Here is a 21322-nt window from a genome sequence, read left to right on the forward strand (position 1 = left end):
TCTTCTGTCAGTTCGAGTGGCGCCCTGGAAGCGGCGTTGTTCCCGAGACTTCGGGAGAGAACCCTTCGACTCCGCTCAGGGCATCGCTCTTTGGAACATTTAAGCTTCTCGATACCAATTTCCTCGTACCTCTTAAATTCACTCGAAGTGACAATAGGTTTTAGAAGAGAGTTCAGTTACAAATAAGCTTTTCTTTACTCCCGAAGCTTCGGGATTGCTCCCTGAGGTGAAAAAACCACTCGAAGTGACAATCAGGTTTACTAAAATACTTATCGGTTAAATTTTTTCTTTGCAAGATTGGGAAGACGTTCAAACTCACCTTGAATTAATGCTTCTTTTTTCGCTCTTGACCATTTTTTGATTTGTTTCTCGGTCTCAATAGCTTGTTGAGGTTCGGTAAATTCGCAATAGAAAACCAATTGAACTGGTCTTCTAGAAGAGGTGTAACTGTCCTTATACTTTCCGTTTTGATGTGATTCCACTCGTTCGCTTAAATCTGATGTTATTCCAGTGTAATAGCTATCATCCGAACATTTTAAAAGGTAAACGTAAAATATTTTCATGATGTTAAAATAGCAAAATTGTATTGAATGGATATGCGTTGTCAGTTCGAGTGATTTGTTGGCTGAGCGGAGTCGAAGACATCAAATAGTATCGAGAACGCAATGGAACACAAAAGCTTCTCGATACCCTTCGACTCCGCTCAGGACAGGCATTTTGAACTTCGCTATCGCTTCGTTGAAAACACTCGAAGTGACAATAGGTTTTAGAAGAGAGTTCAGTGACAATAGAGCTATTGAGGAAATTGTAATATGTAAGCTTCTCGATACCCTTCGACTCCGCTCAGTGACCGCTCACAAAATTCACTCGAAGTGACATCTTGTTTTTCTTTTTGTCAGTTCGAGTGGCGCCCTGTAAGAGGCATTGTTCCCGAGACTTCGGGGGAGAACCCTTTAGTGCACATGAGTTTCTCGATACTAATTTCCTCGTGCCTCGAAAATTCACTCGAAGTGACAATAGGTTTTAGAAGAGAGTTCAGTGACAAATAAGCTTTTCTTTACTCCCGAAGCTTCGGGATCGCTCCCTGTGGTGAAAAAACCACTCGAAGTGACATCTCGTTTTTCTCTTCTGTCAGTTCGAGTGATTTGATGGCTGAGCGTAGTCGAGGACAGCAAATAGTATCGAGAACGCAATGGAACACGAATGCTTCTCGATACATTTTCAACTTCGCTATCGCTTCGTTGAAAACACTCGAAGTGACATATATATTATGTGTCCGATACCTGAGCGGAACCGAATGCAAAGCAATCCTACCGCAGACTCCAAATCTCGTAAATGGGTTTTCCTTTGCTGCTAAGACCGGAATGGTGCCAGTCCCCATCTTTAAGCTCGTAGTTAAATTCTAGGCTGGCGCCTACGCGTGCATTGTCTCGGGAGAAAAATTCTATGTGCTCGGTATACTTGCCATCTACTGTGGTGTACGTGCCGCCACCGGTGCCCATAAATTCCTTGGTTTCGGTATTGTAGGCAATCCATTGAAAGCGGGTTCCGGATAGTATTTTCATGGTTTTTCTGGGACGGTCCGTATTTCGTTTTTGGATTTCTCCGTCGCGCATACGCCCGGAAATCAACCAGGCACCGGCTAAGGCACCGGGAGTGCCGTTATCAATTCGTTTCCATACGGTATTCGAGTCTTTTAGTTTTAGTTCGTCCGCCGTTAGCTCAATTTCAAAGCTACTCGTCGTACCTACACGTTCGGGTTTTTCAAAATGGAACTCCACCGTTTCGGTAAGGGAATTATCCGCCAAGGACCACGAACCACCATTGGTGCCTACAAAGTCACCCGTCTTGGCATCATAGGAAGTAGCTACTTGGTGCGATGCCGAAAAGATGACCACGTTTCTTAGCGTGCGACCGTCCTTTTCCATAGTGGCTTCCCAGGCGCCAACTAAGGACTGGGTATAGCCCAAACTACAGGTGAACAATACAAGAAAATAACCGGCAAATTTTTTCATAATAGCAAGAATTTAAGAGCCAATAAAGTACTACTTTTTCAGTGCAATCGCAAACGGTACAGGCCCTGGAAGTGCATAAAAAAATGCCCTTATCCGGTAAAGGATAAGGGCATTTAATACCTTGTATTTTAGAACTATAAGGTTCTTAAGTATTCTGCAACGTTTCGTGCTTCTTCCTCGGTAAGGTTTTGGTTCAGCATAATAGCGTTGTTGTATTCTTTTAAAAGTGCTTTTGCAATAGGGTCTTCCTTGAGCATTCCATCAGGATTTAAAATCATGTTCATCACCCATTCCGGACTTCTACGCTCGTAAACACCTTTTAAGGCTGGACCTATCATTCGTTGTTCCGCCATATGACAAGCCGTACAGATGGCTTGATACTTAGCTTCACCGGCAGCGGCCATTTCCGCATCGATATCATCCGCAAAACTCACCGATTTTATGGGTCCTACTCCTTTATTGTCCATATCCACGGGAACACCTTCGGAGGTATCCGCAGCTTTCACTTCTTTCTTGGCACGGTTCATTTCAAAACCATCCTTCTTTTCTTCCTTCTTTTCGCCACAGCTTATCACTAAGGCGCTTAGCACTAATAAGGTGAGTAGTTTTCGCATTTCTTTGTCTTTTAAGCGTTGTTGTTATTAGAAGGTCTAAGATAGGAATTTTTATCCGTAGCAGCGGCTTGCGATACGATACAAAATGATTTTTTCTTGTGAATTTTTCATGCTGTGTTGCCTTTAACCCAGTTTAGAAAAGAATTCCACCGCCCTCCGTTCCGTATAGGTAAAATTTGAAGTACCGTGAAATCCTACGTGTCCGCCATATTTGGGAATTTCTAGAAAAACGGCGCTACTATATTTGGCCTCTTCAATGGGGTAGCATTCCTCCCCGAGAAAGGAATCGTTCTGCGCATTGATAAGAAGCGATGGCACTTGAACATTTTTTAGGAACTGCAGGCAACTACATTGGGTGTAGTAATCCATGGCATCGGTAAACCCGTGGGCCTTGCTGGTATAGATATCGTCAAAATCCTTGAGCGTCACTACGTTTTTAATATCCGCATCCGATATTTTTTCCGGAAATAGCTGTTGCTTGGCCTTTAGTTTTTCCACCAGGTTCTTTTTAAAACGTGCTGCATAAGCCAAGTTCTTGAAGGACAAGAGCTGCGAAAGCGAATCCGCTAACTGACAGGGAACGGAGACCGCAACCGCGCCTTTGATTTCCGCCGGAACGCTAGTGCCCTCGCCCAAATATTTTAGGAGGAGGTTGCCGCCCAAGCTAAAGCCTTTTAAATAGATTTGTGTATATTTTTTGGTGTGGAGAATGTGGTCCACCACCGCTATTAAATCTTCCGTAGCTCCGGAGTGATAGGACCGGTACAAGGTGTTGGGTTCACCGCTGCATCCCCTAAAATTAACTGCACAGACCGCATAACCTGCAGTGACCAATGCCTTTGCACTACCTTGGATGTAGGCCCGTTGTGCATTGCCTTCCAGACCGTGGAGCACCACCACTACTTTTGTTGTAGGAGCGGTAGGAAGGCTCCAGTCCAAATCCAGAAAATCCCCATCGGGCAGGCTAATGCGTTGCCGTTCTTGCGGTATACCGGTCACTTTTCTTAGGAGTCCGGAATAGACGGTAGCGAGGTGGCCGTTCTTAAAAAAAAGAGGCGGGTCATAGTTAGAGCTGACAAGGGGCATTGCAGGTCGGTTTTAGGGGTATTCGATCTTTCTAAATATACTGATTATTTGTAAGCTCCACTTTTTTTTAGATGAGCGGGGCTTTATAGAACAGCCAAAAGAAGAAACCATTTCATCATCGAACAAAAAAATATAAACTTTGTCGTAACTTTAAATATGAAATTCAGGGGAAAGGTTTGTGAACATCTCGAAGCGATTACGGAACTAAGAAAACCGGAATCCTATACCTGTGAGGAATGTATTAAAATAGGAGCTTCGTGGGTACATTTGCGTACTTGCCAGTCTTGTGGAGTAACGCTTTGCTGCGATAGCTCGCCCAATAAACATGCTAGCAAACACGCTGCTCAAAGTAGTCATCCTATTATTATTTCTGCCGAGCCTAAGGAAAGATGGGCCTGGTGTTACGAACATGAAATCCTTGCCAAATACCACTTATAAATATGAAAGACCCTCGTTTTCCAGAGCTTACCCAAAGACAAATAAATACCTTAAAAGCATACGGAAGTACGGAATCCTTTGATACGGAAACCGTTACCATCGCCCTAGGGGATACCCAGTACGATTTTTTCGTAGTACTGAGAGGAACCTTGACCATTGCGGGAGCAAATTCCGATGATGTGATCGTGAAACACCATAAGAATCAATTTTCCGGTGACAGCAGTATGTTAAGTCATAGGGCCTCGCAATTTGTAGCCAAAGCGAAAGCGGGAACGACATTGTTACGTATTTCTCCGGCACGCCTAAAGGAGGCCATCACCAAACATAGCGATATCAGTGATGTCTTATTAAATGCCTTTTTACTGAGACAGGAGGCCGTGCTTTCCAATTACACCGGCGGTATAAAACTGGTCGGCTCAGGAAATTCCAAAGCTACCTATACTATAAGGGATTTTATGGATAAAAACCACATCTGGTATACCTTTTTGGATATTGATACTTCCCAAGAAGCAAAAGAACTGCTGGCCCATTTTAGTCTAAAAGAGGAGGCACTGCCCATTTTAATGAATGGTGAGGCCAGTGTCTGTAAGCAGCCCACTTTAGAACAACTAGCACGGTATACGGGCGTACTGATGGATTTTGAGGATAAGGTATTTGATCTGCTGATCATAGGTGCGGGTCCGTCCGGGTTGGCGGCGAGTGTGTATGCTGCTTCAGAAGGACTTAGTGTGGTGACCATAGATAGCAATGCCCCGGGCGGACAAGCGGGGAAGAGTTCTAAAATTGAGAATTACCTAGGTTTCCCTACGGGAATATCAGGTAACGACCTTGCCAATAGGGCCTATGTACAGGCACAGAAGTTTGGCTGTAATATTTCCATTCCCCATAAGGCGGAAAAGATTCAGCACACCGGGGACCATTTTATGCTATGTGCCACCAATGGTAAGGTCATAAAATCAAAAGCCTTAATGGCTGCGACAGGGGCCAATTATTCCCAGTTACCCTTAACGGATATTGAGCAGTACGAAGGCAGTGGTGTTTACTATTCCGCAACGGGAATGAACGCCAGTTCCTGTAAAGATGAGATAGTTGGTGTGGTAGGTGGTGGAAACTCGGCCGGGCAAGCTGCACTGTTTCTGGCGGCCCATGCCAAGGAGGTACACGTTATTCTGCGCGGAGGTGATCTGGGTGCCAAAATGAGCGATTATCTGGTGCAGCGTATTGAAGCATCGGAGAATGTTTACGTGCAATTATATACCGAGGTCACTGAACTTAGGGGAGACCACCATTTGGAATCGGTCATCCTAACTAAAAGGGGTGAAGGCAAGTCAGAAAAGGCGATAACCAATCTCTTTACGTTCATAGGGGCGAAACCCTGTACGGAATGGTTAGAGGATTTGGTGGCCACCGATGAAAAAGGATTTATTTGTACCGGGCCGGGAATAGCGGAGGAAGACCTTTATACCTGTGAGATTTATGGGAATCGAAAACCGCAGTCCCTAGAAACAAGCATTCCTGGGTTCTTTGCCGTGGGCGATGTACGAAAAGGTTCCGTAAAAAGAGTTGCTTCGGCCGTGGGAGAAGGTTCTATGGCCATTAGTCAAGTACACCAGTTCTTGGGTGAGCTGAATGCGAAGAGTAGTTAAAACACGGTATGATTACTTCGGGTAGGTTTCCAGCACCTTAAGTTGTTCCTGAATAGCCTCCGTGAATTCGGTTTTTAGGTGCTCCACAAGTTCGGATACGGAAGGATTGTCCTCGATGAGTGCAGAACCTTGACCGGCGGACCAAATGGTTTTCCAAGCTTTGGCCTCGGTATCCAGTTCCTTGCCAAAATCTATTTTCACATCCTTTTTAAGGTCTTCCTCGGTAATGCCTGCAGCTTTTAAACTAGCGCCCAAGAAGTTGGCGTGTACGCCTGAAATCGCTGCGGTGTATACCACATCACTTGCACCAGCATCAATAATCATCTTACGGTATTCTGGCGTAGCTTTACTTTCTGTGGTATTGATGAAACGCGTGCCCATGTAGGCCAAATCCGCTCCCATCTGAAGGGCCGAAGCAATGTCCCTACCAGTACTGATACAACCTGAGAGGATAATCGTTTTATGAAAGAATTTTTTGATTTCCGCAACCAGGGTCATTGGGTTAATGGTACCTGCATGGCCCCCTGCGCCAGCGGCAACAAGGATTAAACCATCCACTCCCGCTTCGGCAGCCTTTTCGGCATGTCTCTTTTTAATGATATCATGAAAAACTACCCCGCCATAACTGTGTATGGCATCCACGACCATAGAAACCGCACCAAGCGAGGTTATAATGACAGGAACTTGATGTTTTACACAAAGTTTTACATCTGCCTCCAAACGAGGGTTCGTTGGGTGCACAATAAGGTTTACACCAAATGGTGCTGCCTTCTTGCCGGTTTCCTCTTCAAACTCCTGAAGCGCCGTTTTTATCTCTATCAACCATTCTTCAAAGCCTTCACTTGTGCGCTGGTTCAGCGCTGGGAAGGTGCCTACGATTCCGTTCTTGCAACATTCTATGACCAGTTTTGGACCAGAGATCAAAAACATTGGGGCGGCAATGGCCGGTAGCGAAAGTTCTTTGATAAAAGCGGGTTTTGTAGACATCGTTTAGCGTATTAATGATAGAAAATTAAATAAAAAAATCACACGGATTTTTCCGTTGTCTTCCAAAACTATGGTATTTTTATCAGGTATTATGCACGCATAGCAAAAAATATAACAATGTACCTAAAGGAATTTGAAATTAGATGGAGCGATGTGGACGCTAATAGGCATCTGGCCAACTCCGCTTATTTAAACTATATGAGCCATACCCGTATGGCCTATTTAATGGAACTGGGGTTTGACCAAAAAACTTTGGCGCAGCATGAAATAGGTCCCGTGGTGTTCTATGAGCACATGTACTATTTTAAGGAAGCCTTCCCCGGAAGGCCTGTAAAGGTTTCCATGGAAATCATGGGAATGAGCGAGGATGCCCAATTTTTTGAATTTCACCATAATTTCTACAATCATAAGGGTGAAAATTTTGCCCATTGTGAAATGATGGGGGCTTGGATGGATTTAAAGACCAGAAAACTGACAGGGCTTACCAATGATTTTCTAAAACGTTTCAGTGCCGCCGAAAAAGCGGACGGATTCCGGGTGCTCACGAAGGAGGATACCCGTAAATTTGCCAAAACTCCGAAGGATTTAAACGGATAATTAGCCCTGTATTTGGATATAAAGGTCGTGTCATTGTATATTAGGCTTGTAATTTTATTCTTACATGCATCAATTTAGCGAAGAACACGCAGAGGTGGCCTACACACAGGTTAAGAAAATGATAGTGACCAAGAAATTGTCTCCTGGGGAAACTATTTTTCAAGAACGCTTGTCTGAAATGTTAGGGATACGTTTAGACCCTCTGAACAAGGCCTTAGAGCAATTGGCTACGGAGTCCATTCTGGTTCATTCTCCCTTTGGACGTATGCGGGTCAGAGAATTAAGTACCCAAGAAATCCTGGAAACTTTTGATTGCAGGATTGTACTGGAAACAAAAGCCACGGAGTTATTTACCCATTTGGCCCCACAGGCACGAATAGATGATTTAAGAAATCTGTTGGTGCCCTTTGAAAAAGGGATACGCAGTCATACGGTTTTCCATAAGATAGATGTGTACTTTCATTATTTGATCATGAAAAACTGTGGTAACCAAAAACTTTACGAGCTCTATCAGCAAGGTAACTTCTTGTCCTCCATGGAACTTATAGGGCTAATAGATATTCCCCAGCAAGAAGTGATTCAAGACCACCTTAACATTGTTTCTGCCGTTCACCAAAGAGATGCGAAGAAAGCGGCACAGCTTATGGCAGCACATATTGAGCGATCAAAGGACGCCTTTTACTGCGGGTAGGGGGTTACAAGTATTTTAGCCGCAACATATTTTGACAAATAAAGCGTACTAAGCGTTACCTAATGATGACCTTGTAGGCCTTGTTTTCAGAGGCTGTTTCTATGTTAAGAATGTAATTACCACTAGCTAGACCAAGGACATCCAATCGTAACGGATCGTTGGTAGCGTCTTCAATAAATGCTTGCCTTAGAAGTACACCACCCATGTTATACAAACGAAGCGAAATATTAGGTTCTAAAACACCTGAACTTGTTATAAATAGTTCGCCGTTGGCTACTGGGTTGGGGTATACGAGATAATCCGTTTGTAGGAGAATCAATTCTTCAAAGACCGCCTCGCAATCCCTCTCGGATGTTACCGTGAGCTGCGTTCTGCTATCGGTAATGGGGAAACTTAAAAAGCCTACATTGTCCGTGATGGTCTCCTCACCGTAAACAACGGTATAGCTTCCACCTCCAGAAATTTCCAAGGATAGGGTATTCTCCACTGGGTTTATTACAGGAACTACTTCAAAGACTTCCGGCTCGTCAATAGTAAGTTCAAAACATTCTTGGTAATTGGCATCCTCAGCTACGGTGATACAGACACTATAGTTGCCCGTCTCTAAGCCTTCAAACAGTGCATTTGTTGTAAAATCTTGTGTTTGTGAAGTAGTACCGTCGGTAATTACCGCCGTGTAGGTATAAGATTCGCTGGTGGCTATGGAAATAGTACCATCATTGAGGTCTCTACAACGCTCACCTGTACTAGTAACGCTATAATTTTCCCTTGCAATAAAGAATACTTGGCAGCCCGAGGCATCTACCCTAGCGCCCAACGGTGTTCGGTTACAGAGATCCGTGGTATTTTGGACCATATCATTATCCAAATCGGCATCACATACATCGCCAATACCATCATTGTCATAATCTGCCTGGTCCGCATTTGCGGTAAGGGGACAGTTGTCTACAACATCCAATACCGTATCGTTGTCGTCATCATTATCGCAAACATCGCCTGTGCCGTCCCCATCGGAATCTAATTGGTCCGGGTTGGCGGTCAAGGGGCAATTATCTACATCGTTATTGATGCCATCGCCGTCTTCATCATCGTTGGCATTGTCACAAACATCACCGATACCATCATTATCCGAATCCTCCTGATTAGGGTTCGCAATAAACGGGCAGTTATCGTTCTCATCATCTATACCATCATTGTCATTGTCACGGTCACAGATATCCCCGATACCATCTCCGTCCGAATCTAATTGGTCGGGATTGGAGATTAGCGGACAATTATCGTCCTCATTAGGGATGGAGTCGTTATCCAAGTCAGGATCACAACTATCCCCAATACCATCGTTATCACCATCGGCCTGATTCGCATTAGGCACCGACGGGCAGTTATCTACATCGTTCGCTACACCATCACCATCGTCGTCGTTGAAGTCCTCACAAACATTACCTATACCATCGCCATCCGTATCTTCTTGATCAGCATTAGCGGTCAATATACAATTGTCATCTACATCAGGAATACCATCATTATCGTCATCATCGTCACATAGATCACCAATACCATCTCCGTCACTATCCAGTTGATTGGGGTTGGGAGTCAAGGGGCAGTTGTCGTCTACATCTAAAATACCATCGTTATCATCATCGTCATCGTCGCGCTCCGAACCTTCCATAATAAGATTATCGATAAGCACACCTTCGTTGGTAATAAAATTATCCGATTGAAATACAAACCGAAAAAGAACATTGCTTTCCTGTGTAAGATCCGTTTCTCCTAGGGCGGCATTTGCGGTAAAATCATAACCGTAATTTGCTAAGGGTACGTTGGTGCCGGTCCACTGTGCTCCAGGGCAGTTTTGGCAATCATTATCATTTCCAGAAGAGGCATTGGTCCTATTGCTATTATACCATGCGGGTCGACTATCGCTAGTACCCAAAATGTTCCAAGTAGTGCCTCCATCTATAGAATAGTCTACGTAGAGAATATCGAAATTTGATTCTAGGTCGAACGCCATATCGAATTTTAAAATAGGAGTTTCAATAGTAGACAAATCGTAGCAATTGGTAATGAGATAAGCCGTTCTACCATCGGGATAGTCCCCATTCAAATTAGTAATGTAAGACGTATTGTTGGTTGCGGTTTGGTTTAAAACACTGCCGGAAGCAACACCTCTTTCCCACACGGGATCATTACCATCCGTACTAAAAGCGATGAGTGCATCACTGTCATTTTCAAAAGTATTTGCCTGGGCTGCCACAGCGGCCTTGTTACCAAAGAATTCAGTGCTCGCAGCGTTATTGGAGGGAATATCATCATTTTCAATGATAACATTGATGTTCAATTCGGTATTACCGGCATTTTCTAGGAGCAGCACGGGTAGGGTAAGTGTTACTTCTTCATCCTGTGCAAGTACGGTATTTGTGCTAAAAGTGTTTGGGGTATCGCCATTAAGCGCATAGTTGACATCAAAACCGCTAATGGTATTGGAGCCGCTGTTTCTAACGGTTACAACAGGGCTAACATCACCACATATAAAATCGTCCCCATCAGGGCTAACAGCTATAATTCGAAGGTCAATTTCCGGAGATTGAACGGTATATTGGCCAGAGATAACATATTGCCCTATAGAGGCATAATCGGAGTAACCGTCTTCTACGGTTCTATTGCCTACACCATCAATTTCCAAGTAGTAAAGACCGGCCGGCAGTGCTGTACTAAAACTTGCCACTAAAGTATTATTTGGATTGCTCACAGCGACCTCTGCACCCGAAGCATCTAGAATTCTTGCGCTGATATCCAAATTAGGATCGTTCTCGGCCGGTGAAATTTGAAAGGATACATCTCCGGATTGAGCCAGAAAGCTGTAAACATCGGTATCCTGCCTATTGTGCAAGATGCCGCGATTCTCCGTTTCGTCCACAATCCCTGCACCATTGGCGATCAACTCCGTGGCATTATCAATGTCATCGCCGTGATCATCCGGGATAAAGCCAAAATTATTGCGGGAGTTGGTAATGATGGCAATATCGTCTTCTGTATTCGATGCATTGCTGTATTCTCCAAAACTCCACTGTGCAATAGGTTTTCCCGGGCTAAAACCCATAATCGGGGCCCAGTCGTTATGGCCTCGATAGTATTCCGTGGTTCCTTTGCCGTCATGGTTTAGGCCAAGGGTATGCCCCACCTCATGGGAGCCTGTATCACCAGCCTCTTTGGCGTTTCTTATGTTATAGACCCAACAAGGATTATTGGCATTACTGGAGAAAGAATTTATAAAGGCTACACCACCGGAACCAGGCGCAGCAGTATCCGTAGGAGTAAAAATGCACAACATTTTCTGGTTGTTGGGCGCTTGTTCGTAGACCGTTCTATTGGTGGTAATGTTAATGTTAAATGGACTAAAATCTTCTGCCATTATTTCCCAGGTCCTAATAATTTCCGCATCTGAAAAACCGGCAGGTTCGGCATTGATCGTGTTCCCGTTTCTCCAACTCGTACCGGAAACCGTTTCCCCATCAAAATCTAAATAGACGACGGCAGTGGCGCCAGGTCTACTTTCTAAGGTTGTTGGCGCCATTTTAGCAACTAGGCTACTTGGTGATTTTTGCGTTGTAGTGGTACTCTTAACATAGTCCACACATAGAATCGTGTTGATGTTCGTTTCCTCTAGATAGACTTTCTTATTGGGTAGTGAGAAAACGTTATAAGCACGATTGGCGGCCTTCTCCAGGATATGACCTTTTAAGACCTTACCGTCAAAAGATAGGGTAAAGGAGGAGTTTTTTGTTGTTCCTATGGCACCGATAAAAATACGCTCCTTTTGAACCACCTTCTCCACATTGAGATTTAAGACAAATGTTTTCTTATCCGATAGTTTAAAGACGGGTGCGTCTTCTAAGTTCTTGGACGTAGCCACATTCTTTAACGAGGATAACAAGGACGATACGTCGTTGTTCACTAAAATAGGATCTTGATTTTGGGCGGCTGCATTGGTAAGCGTAAATAGGGAAATGGCAACTAGGAGTGTAATCCTAAAGTAATATAACATCAGGGCGTAGGTTAAATTAGAGTGGGCTAATTTTAGAAACTTCATCAGACTATTGCACCGATAAAATATTTCTTTGAATGGTAAACGGAGAATACAGCCGATTTAGTGTGTAAACACGATGAACGGTAATCTAAAGAAAAAGGATTTTTGGGAAATGCACTAGGATTTCACTCTTTTGCTGGCCAAATAGACCCCTATTAGGACCAAGGCGGCAGCCCCAACTTTGATAAGGGTGAGCGAGTCTTTTCCGGTAACCAAGGCAAAGATGATACCCACAATAGGTTGCACATAAATAAAAGCTCCGATGGTACTGGCTTTAAGCTCCGTCATTGCAAAGATGTTGAATAGATAAGTGCAAAATGTTGTACCGATGATAACAAAGGCGACCACACCGTAGGCCCAAAGGGGCATGGTAACCCAATCTATTTTTAAGAAATCAGCAAAAGTGATGGGAAAATTAATGATAACCGCAATCGTGAACAGCCATTTCATGAGTGTAAAGGGGTGGTATTTGGCGACCAATTTTTTGGCAACCACCAGATACGCGCCGTACGCCACGGCATTTAAGATGAACAGCATATTGCCCAGCGGTATATTGGGTGCATCTTGCCGTATTTCTGCTCCAAAAAGAATTAGGGAAACGGCTCCTATAAAGCCTAGGAAAATACCCAAACCTTTGTTTATGGTAATGCGTTCTTTGAGTAAAAATGCGGATAGCACCACTACGGCGATAGGACTAATGGTAACTAAAACAGCACTATTTATAGGGGTGGAGAGTTGTAGGCCCTTAAAAAAGGATAACATATTTATGGCCATCCCAAGTACGGTCGCAAGCAATATTCTGCCCCAGTCTTTTTTGTCTATTTTTTCCTTAGGAGCAAAAAAGGAGATGCCCCAAAATAGTACCGCTGCGCCAACTACTCGTAAAAAGATAAAACCAAAAGGCGTCACATAATTGGGCATTACGCCTTTGGCCAAAGTGTGGTTAATGCCGTAGATGGTAGTAGCTCCTATAGCTGCTAAAAAAGCTAGTGTCCTTTTACTCAAGAGAAAATGGCTTCTTTGGCCGCAGAGACGACTTTTTTACTATTTCCTATAAAAATTTCCTCACCATTGACTAGTACGGGTCTCTTTAAAAAGGTGTACTGTTCCAAAATGAGATTTTTGTAATCGTCTTCACTTAAATTTTTATTGCCCAGACCTCTTTCCCTATAGAGCACTGCCCGTCTGCTAAAAAGAGATTCGTAGCTATCCGTTAATGCACGCATTTCCTCAAGCTGTGCCGTTGTTATAGGTTCTGCTTTAATATCCTGAAGCGTAAATCCGTCCAGGGGTTGTAGCTCTTTTATAATGCGCTGGCAGGTGTTGCAAGAACTTAAGTGGTATATTTTTTTCATGGGAGATGCTTAAAATTCACCTTGCAAAGAAACTCAAATAATAGGATTTGTGCTACTTTTAGGGCTCATTAAAAAAACAAACCCTTTGAAGAATCAATTGGAAATCACCCTGCAAAACCGTAAAAATTTACATGCTATTTTAGAACAGACCCCTAAGGAAGACCTTCTGAAAATACCCCAGGGATTTCGTAATAATATCTGGTGGAACATAGCCCACGTGGTGGTGACCCAGCAAATTTTAGTGTATAAGTTAAGCGGACTGCAGATGCGGGTACCAGAAGCATTGGTAGACAAATTTAAAAAAGGTACTGTGCCAGATGGTACCGCAACCGATGCCGAAATGAAGATGGTGGCAGATTTCTTACTTTCAACGATAACCTGGACCAAAGAAGATTACGAAGCGGGACTTTTCAAAAATTTCAATGAATACACTACCAGTGCAAAAGTAACCTTACGCAATGTGCAGGATGCGGCCGACTTTAATTTATTCCATGAAGGTATTCACCTTGGTTCTATTTTCGCACTCAGAAAAATGCTCTAAGCTTAACGCACTTGTTTTACCGGTACCTGCATAAATTTTTCTATTTCGAGGTAGGGAATGGTAAGGGTTATGGGTCCGTCCGCATAGGAGGCCACCTCATACTGTTCATAAAAGAGTTGTAATCCGTTTTGGGTATACCCGATGTTCTGAGGTAAATAAAAGGAATCCCCTTCAAACATGAATCCAGTGCTGTTTATGGGGTCTGTTTCCGGAATTTGTTCCCGTAATCTGAATTTTTCTTCGGCGAAATCTTGAAATGCATCCATGTCTTTGAAGAGTTCGGATCGCTCCAATTCTTGACCTTTCTTCTTATCAAAATTCAAAAAGCGACTGGTGCTATAGCCATGGGCGCCACCCGTAAATAAATAGGAATCTAACTTAATGGTCAGGATATTTTCGTCCTCATAGGTAAGGTTTCCTTCTATTTTGGCCTCCCAAGTGGTAGATTCGTCGGTATATTTTTCTTTCAAGTCATAATAAGCCGCACTAAAGGAGCTTATTGCATTTTCTATGGTTGAGGCCGCTGTCTCCTCGTCAAAATTTAAGATAGCGATCACTTCTTCCCGCAAAGCGGTATTAACACTATTATCAATTTTGGTTTTGCCCAAAGCTGTAGGAATGGAAACCTGGATTACGGGACAATCCGAGCATTCGTTCCCCGTAATGGAAGTAGGTTCTAAGGTAAGTCTGTGGTCTTTTTTACAACCAAAGGAAAGTAATAGTACAGAAAGGCAAATGATTCGGGTTTTCATGGGGCATAGCTCATTTAGGACAAAAGTACAGCTTCATTGTATTCTCCAAAAGATAACGATACATTTGTAAGGATAATATAGGACGATGGGTGAAAAAAGATTAAAATTCAACAGTAAAACCATTCATGGTGGGCAACAGCCCGATAAAGCCTATGGGTCGGTTATGCCGCCTATCTATCAAACTTCCACCTACGCCCAATCCACTCCGGGAGGTCATAGGGGCTATGCGTATTCTAGAAGTGCCAACCCAACACGTACGGCATTAGAGAATTCCTTGGCCAGTATAGAAAATGGAAATTATGGCCTAGCGTTCGGAAGCGGTCTAGCGGCCATTGATGCCGTTATCAAACTATTGAGTCCCGGAGACGAGGTGGTGTCCACTAATGATATATATGGGGGTAGTTACCGATTGTTTAAAAAGATTTTTGAAAAATTCGGCATTAAGTTCCATTTCATTGGGATGCAAAACGCCGAGAAAATTGAGGATTCTATTAACGATAAAACGAGGTTGATATGGGTAGAAACACCTACGAATCCCATGATGAACGTTATAGATATTAAGGCCGCAGCGCAGTTGGCAAAAAAGTACGACCTTCTTTTGGCGGTTGACAATACCTTTGCCACACCCTACTTACAGACCCCGTTGGATTTGGGTGCGGATATTGTGATGCATTCCGCTACCAAATACCTAGGAGGACACAGTGACGTGGTGGTAGGAGCTTTGGTCGTAAAAGACAAGAACCTCGCAGACAAACTCTATTTCATACAGAATGCGAGTGGTGCCGTATGCGGCCCTATGGATAGCTTTTTAGTATTACGTGGTATAAAGACATTGCATGTTCGCATGCAAAGGCATTGCGAAAACGGGAAAGCTATTGCGGAATACTTGACCAATAATCCTAAGATTGAAAAAGTATATTGGCCCGGATTTGAGGACCATCCCAACCATGATGTGGCAAAAAGCCAAATGACCGATTTTGGGGGTATGATTTCTTTTGTACCCAAGGGGAGTAGTTACGAAGACGCCGTAAAAATTGTAGAGAGTCTTAAAGTATTTACATTGGCGGAATCCTTGGGCGGTGTGGAAAGTTTGGCAGGTCACCCTGCGAGTATGACTCATGCCAGTATACCGAAGGAGGAGCGAGAAAAGAGTGGCGTCGTAGATGCTTTGATACGTTTAAGTGTAGGGATTGAGGACGTAGATGATCTAATTGCAGATTTAGAACAGGCAATAGGATAATAAAGCACTTTCCGCACCAATCCTATGGAAAGTTTAGCTTTTATGCAGAGAAATTAAATTAATGCCATTAAAACAATAATTTTTAGTGAATTGTAAAAAATTAGGACTTCAAATTATAATAATAGCATAATTTTGTCGATATATTTAGAATTCACTAATATAAACTGATATCATTTAATTCTATGGAAGCAAAAATAAAAGCCTTTATGGATGAGGTAAAGACCAGAAATGGTCATGAGCCCGAGTTTATCCAGGCGGTACAGGAAGTAGCGGAAACGGTAATTCCTTACATCGCAAAACACAAAATATACAACGGTAAGAATATCTTACTGCGGATGGTAGAGCCAGAAAGGTTAATTTCTTTCAGGGTAGCCTGGGTAGACGATGATGGTGACATTCACGTAAACCGAGGATACCGTATTCAGATGAACTCCGCTATAGGCCCTTATAAAGGAGGTCTTCGCTTTCATCCAACGGTAAATGCCAGTATACTGAAGTTTTTGGCTTTTGAACAGGTTTTCAAGAATAGTTTAACCACGCTTCCCATGGGAGGTGGCAAGGGGGGCTCTGATTTTGACCCAAAAGGAAAATCCGATGATGAGGTGATGCGTTTTTGCCATGCCTTTATGTTAGAGCTCAACAGGCATATAGGACCTAACACCGATGTTCCTGCGGGTGACATAGGAGTGGGTGCAAGGGAAATAGGGTTCCTTTTTGGAATGTATAAGAAAATACGCAATGAATTTACCGGTGTACTTACCGGTAAAGGTCGCTCATGGGGTGGTTCCTTAATACGCCCGGAAGCAACCGGTTACGGAACGGTCTATTTTGCACAGAGTATGATGCAGACCAACGGAATGGACTTTAAAGGAAAGGATGTTGTGATTTCCGGTTCAGGTAACGTAGCACAGTATGCTGCGGAAAAAGCATTGCATTTAGGAGCGAAGATATTGACCCTATCAGATTCCCAAGGGTATATTCATGATACGGACGGTATAGATGAGGAGAAGTTGGCCTATGTGATGGATTTAAAGAACAACAAAAGAGGACGTATCTCTGAATATGCGGACAAGTATAGCTCTGCGACATTTTATAAGGGAGAGACCCCTTGGACCGTAAAATGCGATATTGCTTTACCATGTGCCACCCAAAATGAATTGGATGGCGAAGACGCGAAAGCATTGGTGAAGAATGGCTGTGTTTGTGTAGCGGAAGGTGCGAATATGCCTTCTACTCCTGAGGCTATTCACGAATTTCATGAAGGTAAAATTCTATTTGCACCAGGTAAGGCTTCCAATGCTGGTGGTGTGGCCACTTCGGGTTTAGAAATGTCGCAAAACTCACTTCGTATCAGTTGGTCTAGAGAGGAAGTAGACCAAAGGTTGAAGGATATTATGGAAGATATTCACGATTCTTGTGTAAAATATGGAAAAGACGATGATGGCTACTGTAATTACGTAAAAGGAGCTAACATTGCCGGTTTTGTTAAAGTGGCGGATGCCATGTTGGCGCAGGGAGTGATATAAAAGACTTATAATTAGAAGCATAAAGAACTGTAAGTGCCACATGGTACTTACAGTTTTTTTATGGGTAAACTGGTCATTGATAGACTCGTATTTCGCAGTTTTTCAGGTTATCTTTGTATAAACCAACCAGCGCAGATGCAAGTGACCACCAAGGCCGTAATACTTACTTCCTTGAAATATGGGGATACAAGCCTTATCATAAAGGCCTTTACCCTTTCCGATGGTTTAAAGACATATCTGCTAAAGGGAATTCTATCAGCTAAAAAAGGAAAAATGCGGGCAGCGCTATTTCAGCCATTGACGCAATTGGAATTAGTAGCTAACCACCGCAACAAGGGCACTTTGGAAAGTATACGGGAAGCCAAGGTAAGCTACCATTACCAGACACTACATACCCATATCGCTAAAAATGCATTGACCTTATTTCTGGCCGAAATGTTGAGTAACAGCATACATGAGGAAGAACAAAACGCCCCGCTTTTCCATTTTTTAGAGGCATCGCTACAATGGTTGGATATACATGAAGAAATCGCCAACTTTCATCTGTACTTTTTAATCGTATTAACGAAGTATTTAGGATTCTACCCCGACACGAATAATATAGAGGCATCCTATTTTGATTTACTAGAAGGGGAGTTTATAGTCAGTCCGTCTTTGAATCCAATAATTCAAGGGGAAAATTTAATCTACTTCAAGGAGTTCTTAGGCATAAATTTTGATGCAATACATTCGGTTAAGATGAGAAAGGCAAATCGGCAAGAATTGCTAAAATCCCTTGTCCTCTATTTTGAATTACATTTGCAAGGTTTTAGAAAGCCTAAATCTCTTGCGATATTAAATGAAGTCTTCAATTAGTATGCATAGAATAGTTCTCGTTGGTCTGCTGCTTTTTGTATGTTCATTACGGGCCCAACAGGTTATTGTTTTAGATGCGGATACCAAGGAACCAATTTCTAACGTAGCGGTCTTTAACTCTGATAAATCTAAAATAGCTTTGACCGGTTTTGATGGTTATTTTGACCTTTCATTGTTTTCTGTAAGAGACCGTATTAGCTTAAAACATATGAGCTATGAACTCCGTAAAACTTCAAAATCCCTAATAAAAAACCAGGGAAACAAGGTTTTTCTTATCATGAAACCGGAGCAGCTAGATGAAGTTGTACTTTCCGTATCCAAATGGGAACAACAAAAAAAGGATATCCCCAATAAAATTGTTTCCATAGACGCTAGGTCTATTGCTTTTGGGGCTCCGCAAACGGCTGCCGATCTCCTGCAAAATAGCGGAAAAGTATTTGTTCAAAAGAGTCAGTTGGGTGGAGGCAGCCCAATGATCAGAGGTTTTTCTACCAATAGACTTGTACTTTCTGTAGATGGCGTTCGGATGAACAATGCCATCTTTAGGGGAGGAAATCTGCAGAACGTCATATCCATAGATCCTTTTTCCGTGAAAAATACGGAGATTATTTTTGGGCCTGGCTCTGTAATTTATGGTAGTGATGCCATAGGAGGGGTTATGAATTTTTATACCAAAAAGCCCTTGTTGCACCAAAAGGATAGTTTGCTCGTTACTGGGAACGTTAATTATCGATTTGCATCGGCGAGTAATGAAAATACGATGCATGCCGATGTGAGCTTGGGAAAGAAAAAATGGGCAGCCCTTACGAGTATTACCTATAACAACTTTCAGGATTTGGTCATGGGGGCCCACGGTCCGGATTCTTATCTAAGAAATCAATTTGTAAGAACGGTAAACGGGGAAGATACTTTGGTAGATAATCCAAATCCTAGAAAACAAGTCTCTACAGGGTACGATCAAATAAATCTGATGCAGAAGATTTTGTTTAAGCCCAATGCGAATTGGGATTTGAATTTAGGGGCGTATTTTTCTGAAACTTCGAGCTATTCCAGGTATGATCGCTTAATACGTCCTTCTAGTGATGGAGATGGGTTGCGCTCGGCGGAGTGGTTCTACGGTCCTCAAAAATGGTTTATGGGTAATCTTCAAATCAATAGAAAGGGGAACGGTAAGTTTTACGACGGACTTAAAATAACTACAGCTTACCAACATTTTGAAGAAAGCCGGAACAACAGAAATTTTCAAGATATCATTTTAAACAAGACTAGGGAAAAAGTAGATGCCCTTAACATGAACATTGATTTTGAAAATCGAAAAATGGGAAATTTTCGTCTGTATTATGGCAGCGAATTCATTTTCAATAAAGTCTATTCCAACGGTACGGATGTAAATATAGAAACCAATGCAACCAGTAACGCACCCTCAAGATATCCAAATGGTGCTACTTGGAAAAGTTTGGCGGGCTACGCGAATGGAGAGTATAAAACAAAGCCCAATTTCACCTTACTATCCGGATTGCGATATAGTCACGTATGGATAAATGCAGCTTTTGACCAGACCTTTTATCAATTTCCTTTTGAGGACGCAAATCTAAGCACAGGTGCCTTAACGGGAAGCTTAGGGTTTAGCTGGTTTCCAAAGGCGGATTTGCAGGTGACATTTAATGGGTCTACGGGTTTTAGGGCTCCTAATATAGATGATGTAGGTAAAATTTTTGACTCCGAGCCAGGTTCCGTGGTGGTCCCCAATCCAGAATTGGAACCGGAATATGCCTATAATGTGGAGCTAGGAATCCGAAAGAACTTTAAGGATAAGATTGTTTTCAAAGGGGCTACCTTTTACACCTATCTGGTAGATGCTTTAGTCCGGAGGGATTTTAGTTTTAACGGGCTATCGGAAATACAATATGCGGGAGAACTGAGCAATGTACAGGCCATACAGAATGCGGCTAAAGCGTATGTATATGGATTTGAGTTTGGGTTAGATGCCTTCTTAACGGAACAATGGTCTTTGTCTTCCAATCTTACCATCACAGAAGGCATTGAAGAAGAAGCGGACGGCACGGATAGTCCGGCGAGACATGCAGCACCCACATTTGGAGATTTTCATGTCATCTGGAAAAATCAAAAGTTGAAGGCCGATTTTTTCCTGAACTATAACGGGGAAATTCCCTTTGACGATTTAGCGGTGTCCGAACGTTCCAAGGAGTTTATTTACAAGCTTGATGAAGATGGTGACCCGTATTCCCCATCATGGTACACTTTAAATTTTAGGTCGCAATATGACTTTAGCGGTCGATTTAAAGCGTCACTGAACTTGGAAAATATTACGAACCAAAGGTATAGAACCTACTCTTCGGGGATTGCAGCACCCGGAACTAACTTAATTCTTGGGATAGGGTATCATTTCTAAACGAAAAAAGGCCCGATACTATCGGGCCTTTTTTTGATTATTTAAAACGCTAGTTAGTTTTTAACCGCGTCTTTAACTTCTTTAGCCTTTGCAGCAGTTTTATCCGCAGCATCTTTGGCGGCGTTCTCAACGTCTGTTCCAACTTCTTTGGCTTTGTCCATGGCGTCATTGCCAACTTCCTTAGCCTTGTCCATTGCTTCTGAACCTGCCTCTTTTGCAGAGTCCATAGCGTCACCAGCAGCTTCTGTAGCGCCATCTAAAGCTTCGCCAGTTGCATCAACTGCATTATCTACTGCTTCACCAGCAGCATCCATAGCATCTTCACCGACCTCTTTTAAATCTTCACCTGCTTCTTCAACAGCTTCACCTGCCTGCTCGGCAGCCTCTTTGGCTTTATCCGCAGTTTCTCTACAAGAAACGAAAGAGATACTTAAAGCCAACATTAATACTGAACCTAAAATTGCTTTTTTCATTGTGTT

Annotated in this window: 19 protein-coding genes; 9 read left to right on the forward strand and 10 right to left on the reverse strand. The window is 42.9% G+C overall.

Features of this window, described 5'->3' with window-relative positions; all coding sequences use genetic code 11:
* Nucleotides 1–269 precede the first annotated feature (269 nt).
* The 4 genes from EJ994_RS14755 to EJ994_RS14770 all read right to left on the reverse strand — a co-directional run bounded on the left by EJ994_RS14755 (nt 270) and on the right by EJ994_RS14770 (nt 3715).
* Nucleotides 270–563, reverse strand: a complete 294-nt coding sequence (locus EJ994_RS14755; RefSeq protein WP_126593186.1) for a GIY-YIG nuclease family protein — start codon at nt 561–563, stop codon at nt 270–272.
* A gap of 747 nt (nt 564–1310) precedes the next feature.
* Nucleotides 1311–2015, reverse strand: a complete 705-nt coding sequence (locus tag EJ994_RS14760) for a membrane or secreted protein (protein WP_126593187.1) — start codon at nt 2013–2015, stop codon at nt 1311–1313.
* A 134-nt stretch (nt 2016–2149) separates the two neighbouring features.
* Nucleotides 2150–2629 carry a c-type cytochrome gene (locus EJ994_RS14765; RefSeq protein WP_099574248.1) on the reverse strand — a complete coding sequence of 160 codons (480 nt, stop codon included), beginning with the start codon at nt 2627–2629 and terminating at the stop codon, nt 2150–2152.
* A gap of 123 nt (nt 2630–2752) precedes the next feature.
* Nucleotides 2753–3715, reverse strand: a complete 963-nt coding sequence (locus EJ994_RS14770; protein ID WP_126593188.1) for a YheT family hydrolase — start codon at nt 3713–3715, stop codon at nt 2753–2755.
* Nucleotides 3716–3871: 156 nt separating this feature from the next.
* Between EJ994_RS14770 and EJ994_RS14775 the strand changes: the two genes are divergently transcribed.
* Nucleotides 3872–4153: a UBP-type zinc finger domain-containing protein gene (locus EJ994_RS14775; RefSeq protein ID WP_126593189.1), complete on the forward strand. Its 282-nt coding sequence runs from the start codon at nt 3872–3874 to the stop codon at nt 4151–4153.
* Between the two features lie 2 nt (nt 4154–4155).
* Nucleotides 4156–5799 carry an FAD-dependent oxidoreductase gene (locus EJ994_RS14780; protein ID WP_126593190.1) on the forward strand — a complete coding sequence of 548 codons (1644 nt, stop codon included), beginning with the start codon at nt 4156–4158 and terminating at the stop codon, nt 5797–5799.
* 12 nt (nt 5800–5811) lie between these two features.
* On the opposite strand, the gene EJ994_RS14785 is transcribed toward EJ994_RS14780, so the two are convergent.
* Complete coding sequence (locus EJ994_RS14785) at nt 5812–6786, reverse strand: NAD(P)H-dependent flavin oxidoreductase (protein ID WP_099574252.1); 975 nt, start codon at nt 6784–6786, stop codon at nt 5812–5814.
* Between the two features lie 117 nt (nt 6787–6903).
* Here EJ994_RS14785 and EJ994_RS14790 point away from each other — a divergent pair, with 117 nt between their 5' ends.
* Nucleotides 6904–7383 carry an acyl-CoA thioesterase gene (locus tag EJ994_RS14790; protein WP_126593191.1) on the forward strand — a complete coding sequence of 160 codons (480 nt, stop codon included), beginning with the start codon at nt 6904–6906 and terminating at the stop codon, nt 7381–7383.
* A gap of 64 nt (nt 7384–7447) precedes the next feature.
* Nucleotides 7448–8074: a GntR family transcriptional regulator gene (locus EJ994_RS14795; RefSeq protein ID WP_126593192.1), complete on the forward strand. Its 627-nt coding sequence runs from the start codon at nt 7448–7450 to the stop codon at nt 8072–8074.
* Between the two features lie 55 nt (nt 8075–8129).
* Here EJ994_RS14795 and EJ994_RS14800 read toward each other — a convergent pair whose 3' ends face one another.
* The 3 genes from EJ994_RS14800 to EJ994_RS14810 all read right to left on the reverse strand — a co-directional run bounded on the left by EJ994_RS14800 (nt 8130) and on the right by EJ994_RS14810 (nt 13516).
* Nucleotides 8130–12119, reverse strand: coding sequence for a thrombospondin type 3 repeat-containing protein (locus EJ994_RS14800; RefSeq protein WP_164721481.1), 3990 nt, complete (start codon nt 12117–12119; stop codon nt 8130–8132).
* Nucleotides 12120–12278: 159 nt separating this feature from the next.
* Entirely contained in the window at nt 12279–13166 is an 888-nt protein-coding gene (locus EJ994_RS14805; RefSeq protein ID WP_126593194.1) for a DMT family transporter, read from the reverse strand.
* Nucleotides 13163–13516, reverse strand: coding sequence for an arsenate reductase family protein (locus EJ994_RS14810; RefSeq protein ID WP_126593195.1), 354 nt, complete (start codon nt 13514–13516; stop codon nt 13163–13165). Before EJ994_RS14810 ends, EJ994_RS14805 begins: the two co-directional genes overlap by 4 nt.
* An 85-nt stretch (nt 13517–13601) precedes the next feature.
* Between EJ994_RS14810 and EJ994_RS14815 the strand changes: the two genes are divergently transcribed.
* Nucleotides 13602–14057 (forward strand): DinB family protein, encoded by a 456-nt coding sequence (locus EJ994_RS14815; protein ID WP_126593196.1) that lies wholly within the window; start codon nt 13602–13604, stop codon nt 14055–14057.
* A gap of 2 nt (nt 14058–14059) precedes the next feature.
* Here EJ994_RS14815 and EJ994_RS14820 read toward each other — a convergent pair whose 3' ends face one another.
* Nucleotides 14060–14809 (reverse strand): DUF3298 and DUF4163 domain-containing protein, encoded by a 750-nt coding sequence (locus EJ994_RS14820; protein ID WP_126593197.1) that lies wholly within the window; start codon nt 14807–14809, stop codon nt 14060–14062.
* A gap of 85 nt (nt 14810–14894) precedes the next feature.
* Here EJ994_RS14820 and EJ994_RS14825 point away from each other — a divergent pair, with 85 nt between their 5' ends.
* From EJ994_RS14825 to EJ994_RS14840, 4 genes are all read left to right on the forward strand, one after another.
* The gene (locus EJ994_RS14825; RefSeq protein ID WP_126593198.1) at nt 14895–16049 is read left to right on the forward strand and encodes a cystathionine gamma-synthase; all 1155 of its coding nucleotides are present in this window, start codon (nt 14895–14897) and stop codon (nt 16047–16049) included.
* Between the two features lie 182 nt (nt 16050–16231).
* Nucleotides 16232–17575, forward strand: a complete 1344-nt coding sequence (gdhA, locus tag EJ994_RS14830) for an NADP-specific glutamate dehydrogenase (RefSeq protein ID WP_126593199.1) — start codon at nt 16232–16234, stop codon at nt 17573–17575.
* Between the two features lie 135 nt (nt 17576–17710).
* Entirely contained in the window at nt 17711–18430 is a 720-nt protein-coding gene (gene recO / locus EJ994_RS14835) for a DNA repair protein RecO (RefSeq protein ID WP_126593744.1), read from the forward strand.
* Between the two features lies 1 nt (nt 18431).
* Nucleotides 18432–20843, forward strand: coding sequence for a TonB-dependent receptor (locus EJ994_RS14840; protein WP_241240799.1), 2412 nt, complete (start codon nt 18432–18434; stop codon nt 20841–20843).
* A gap of 53 nt (nt 20844–20896) precedes the next feature.
* Here EJ994_RS14840 and EJ994_RS14845 read toward each other — a convergent pair whose 3' ends face one another.
* The gene (locus tag EJ994_RS14845) at nt 20897–21286 is read right to left on the reverse strand and encodes a hypothetical protein (protein WP_126593201.1); all 390 of its coding nucleotides are present in this window, start codon (nt 21284–21286) and stop codon (nt 20897–20899) included.
* Nucleotides 21287–21322: the final 36 nt, after the last annotated feature.

Origin of the sequence: Maribacter sp. MJ134, from assembly GCF_003970695.1 — a bacterium.
Lineage (GTDB): Bacteria > Bacteroidota > Bacteroidia > Flavobacteriales > Flavobacteriaceae > Maribacter.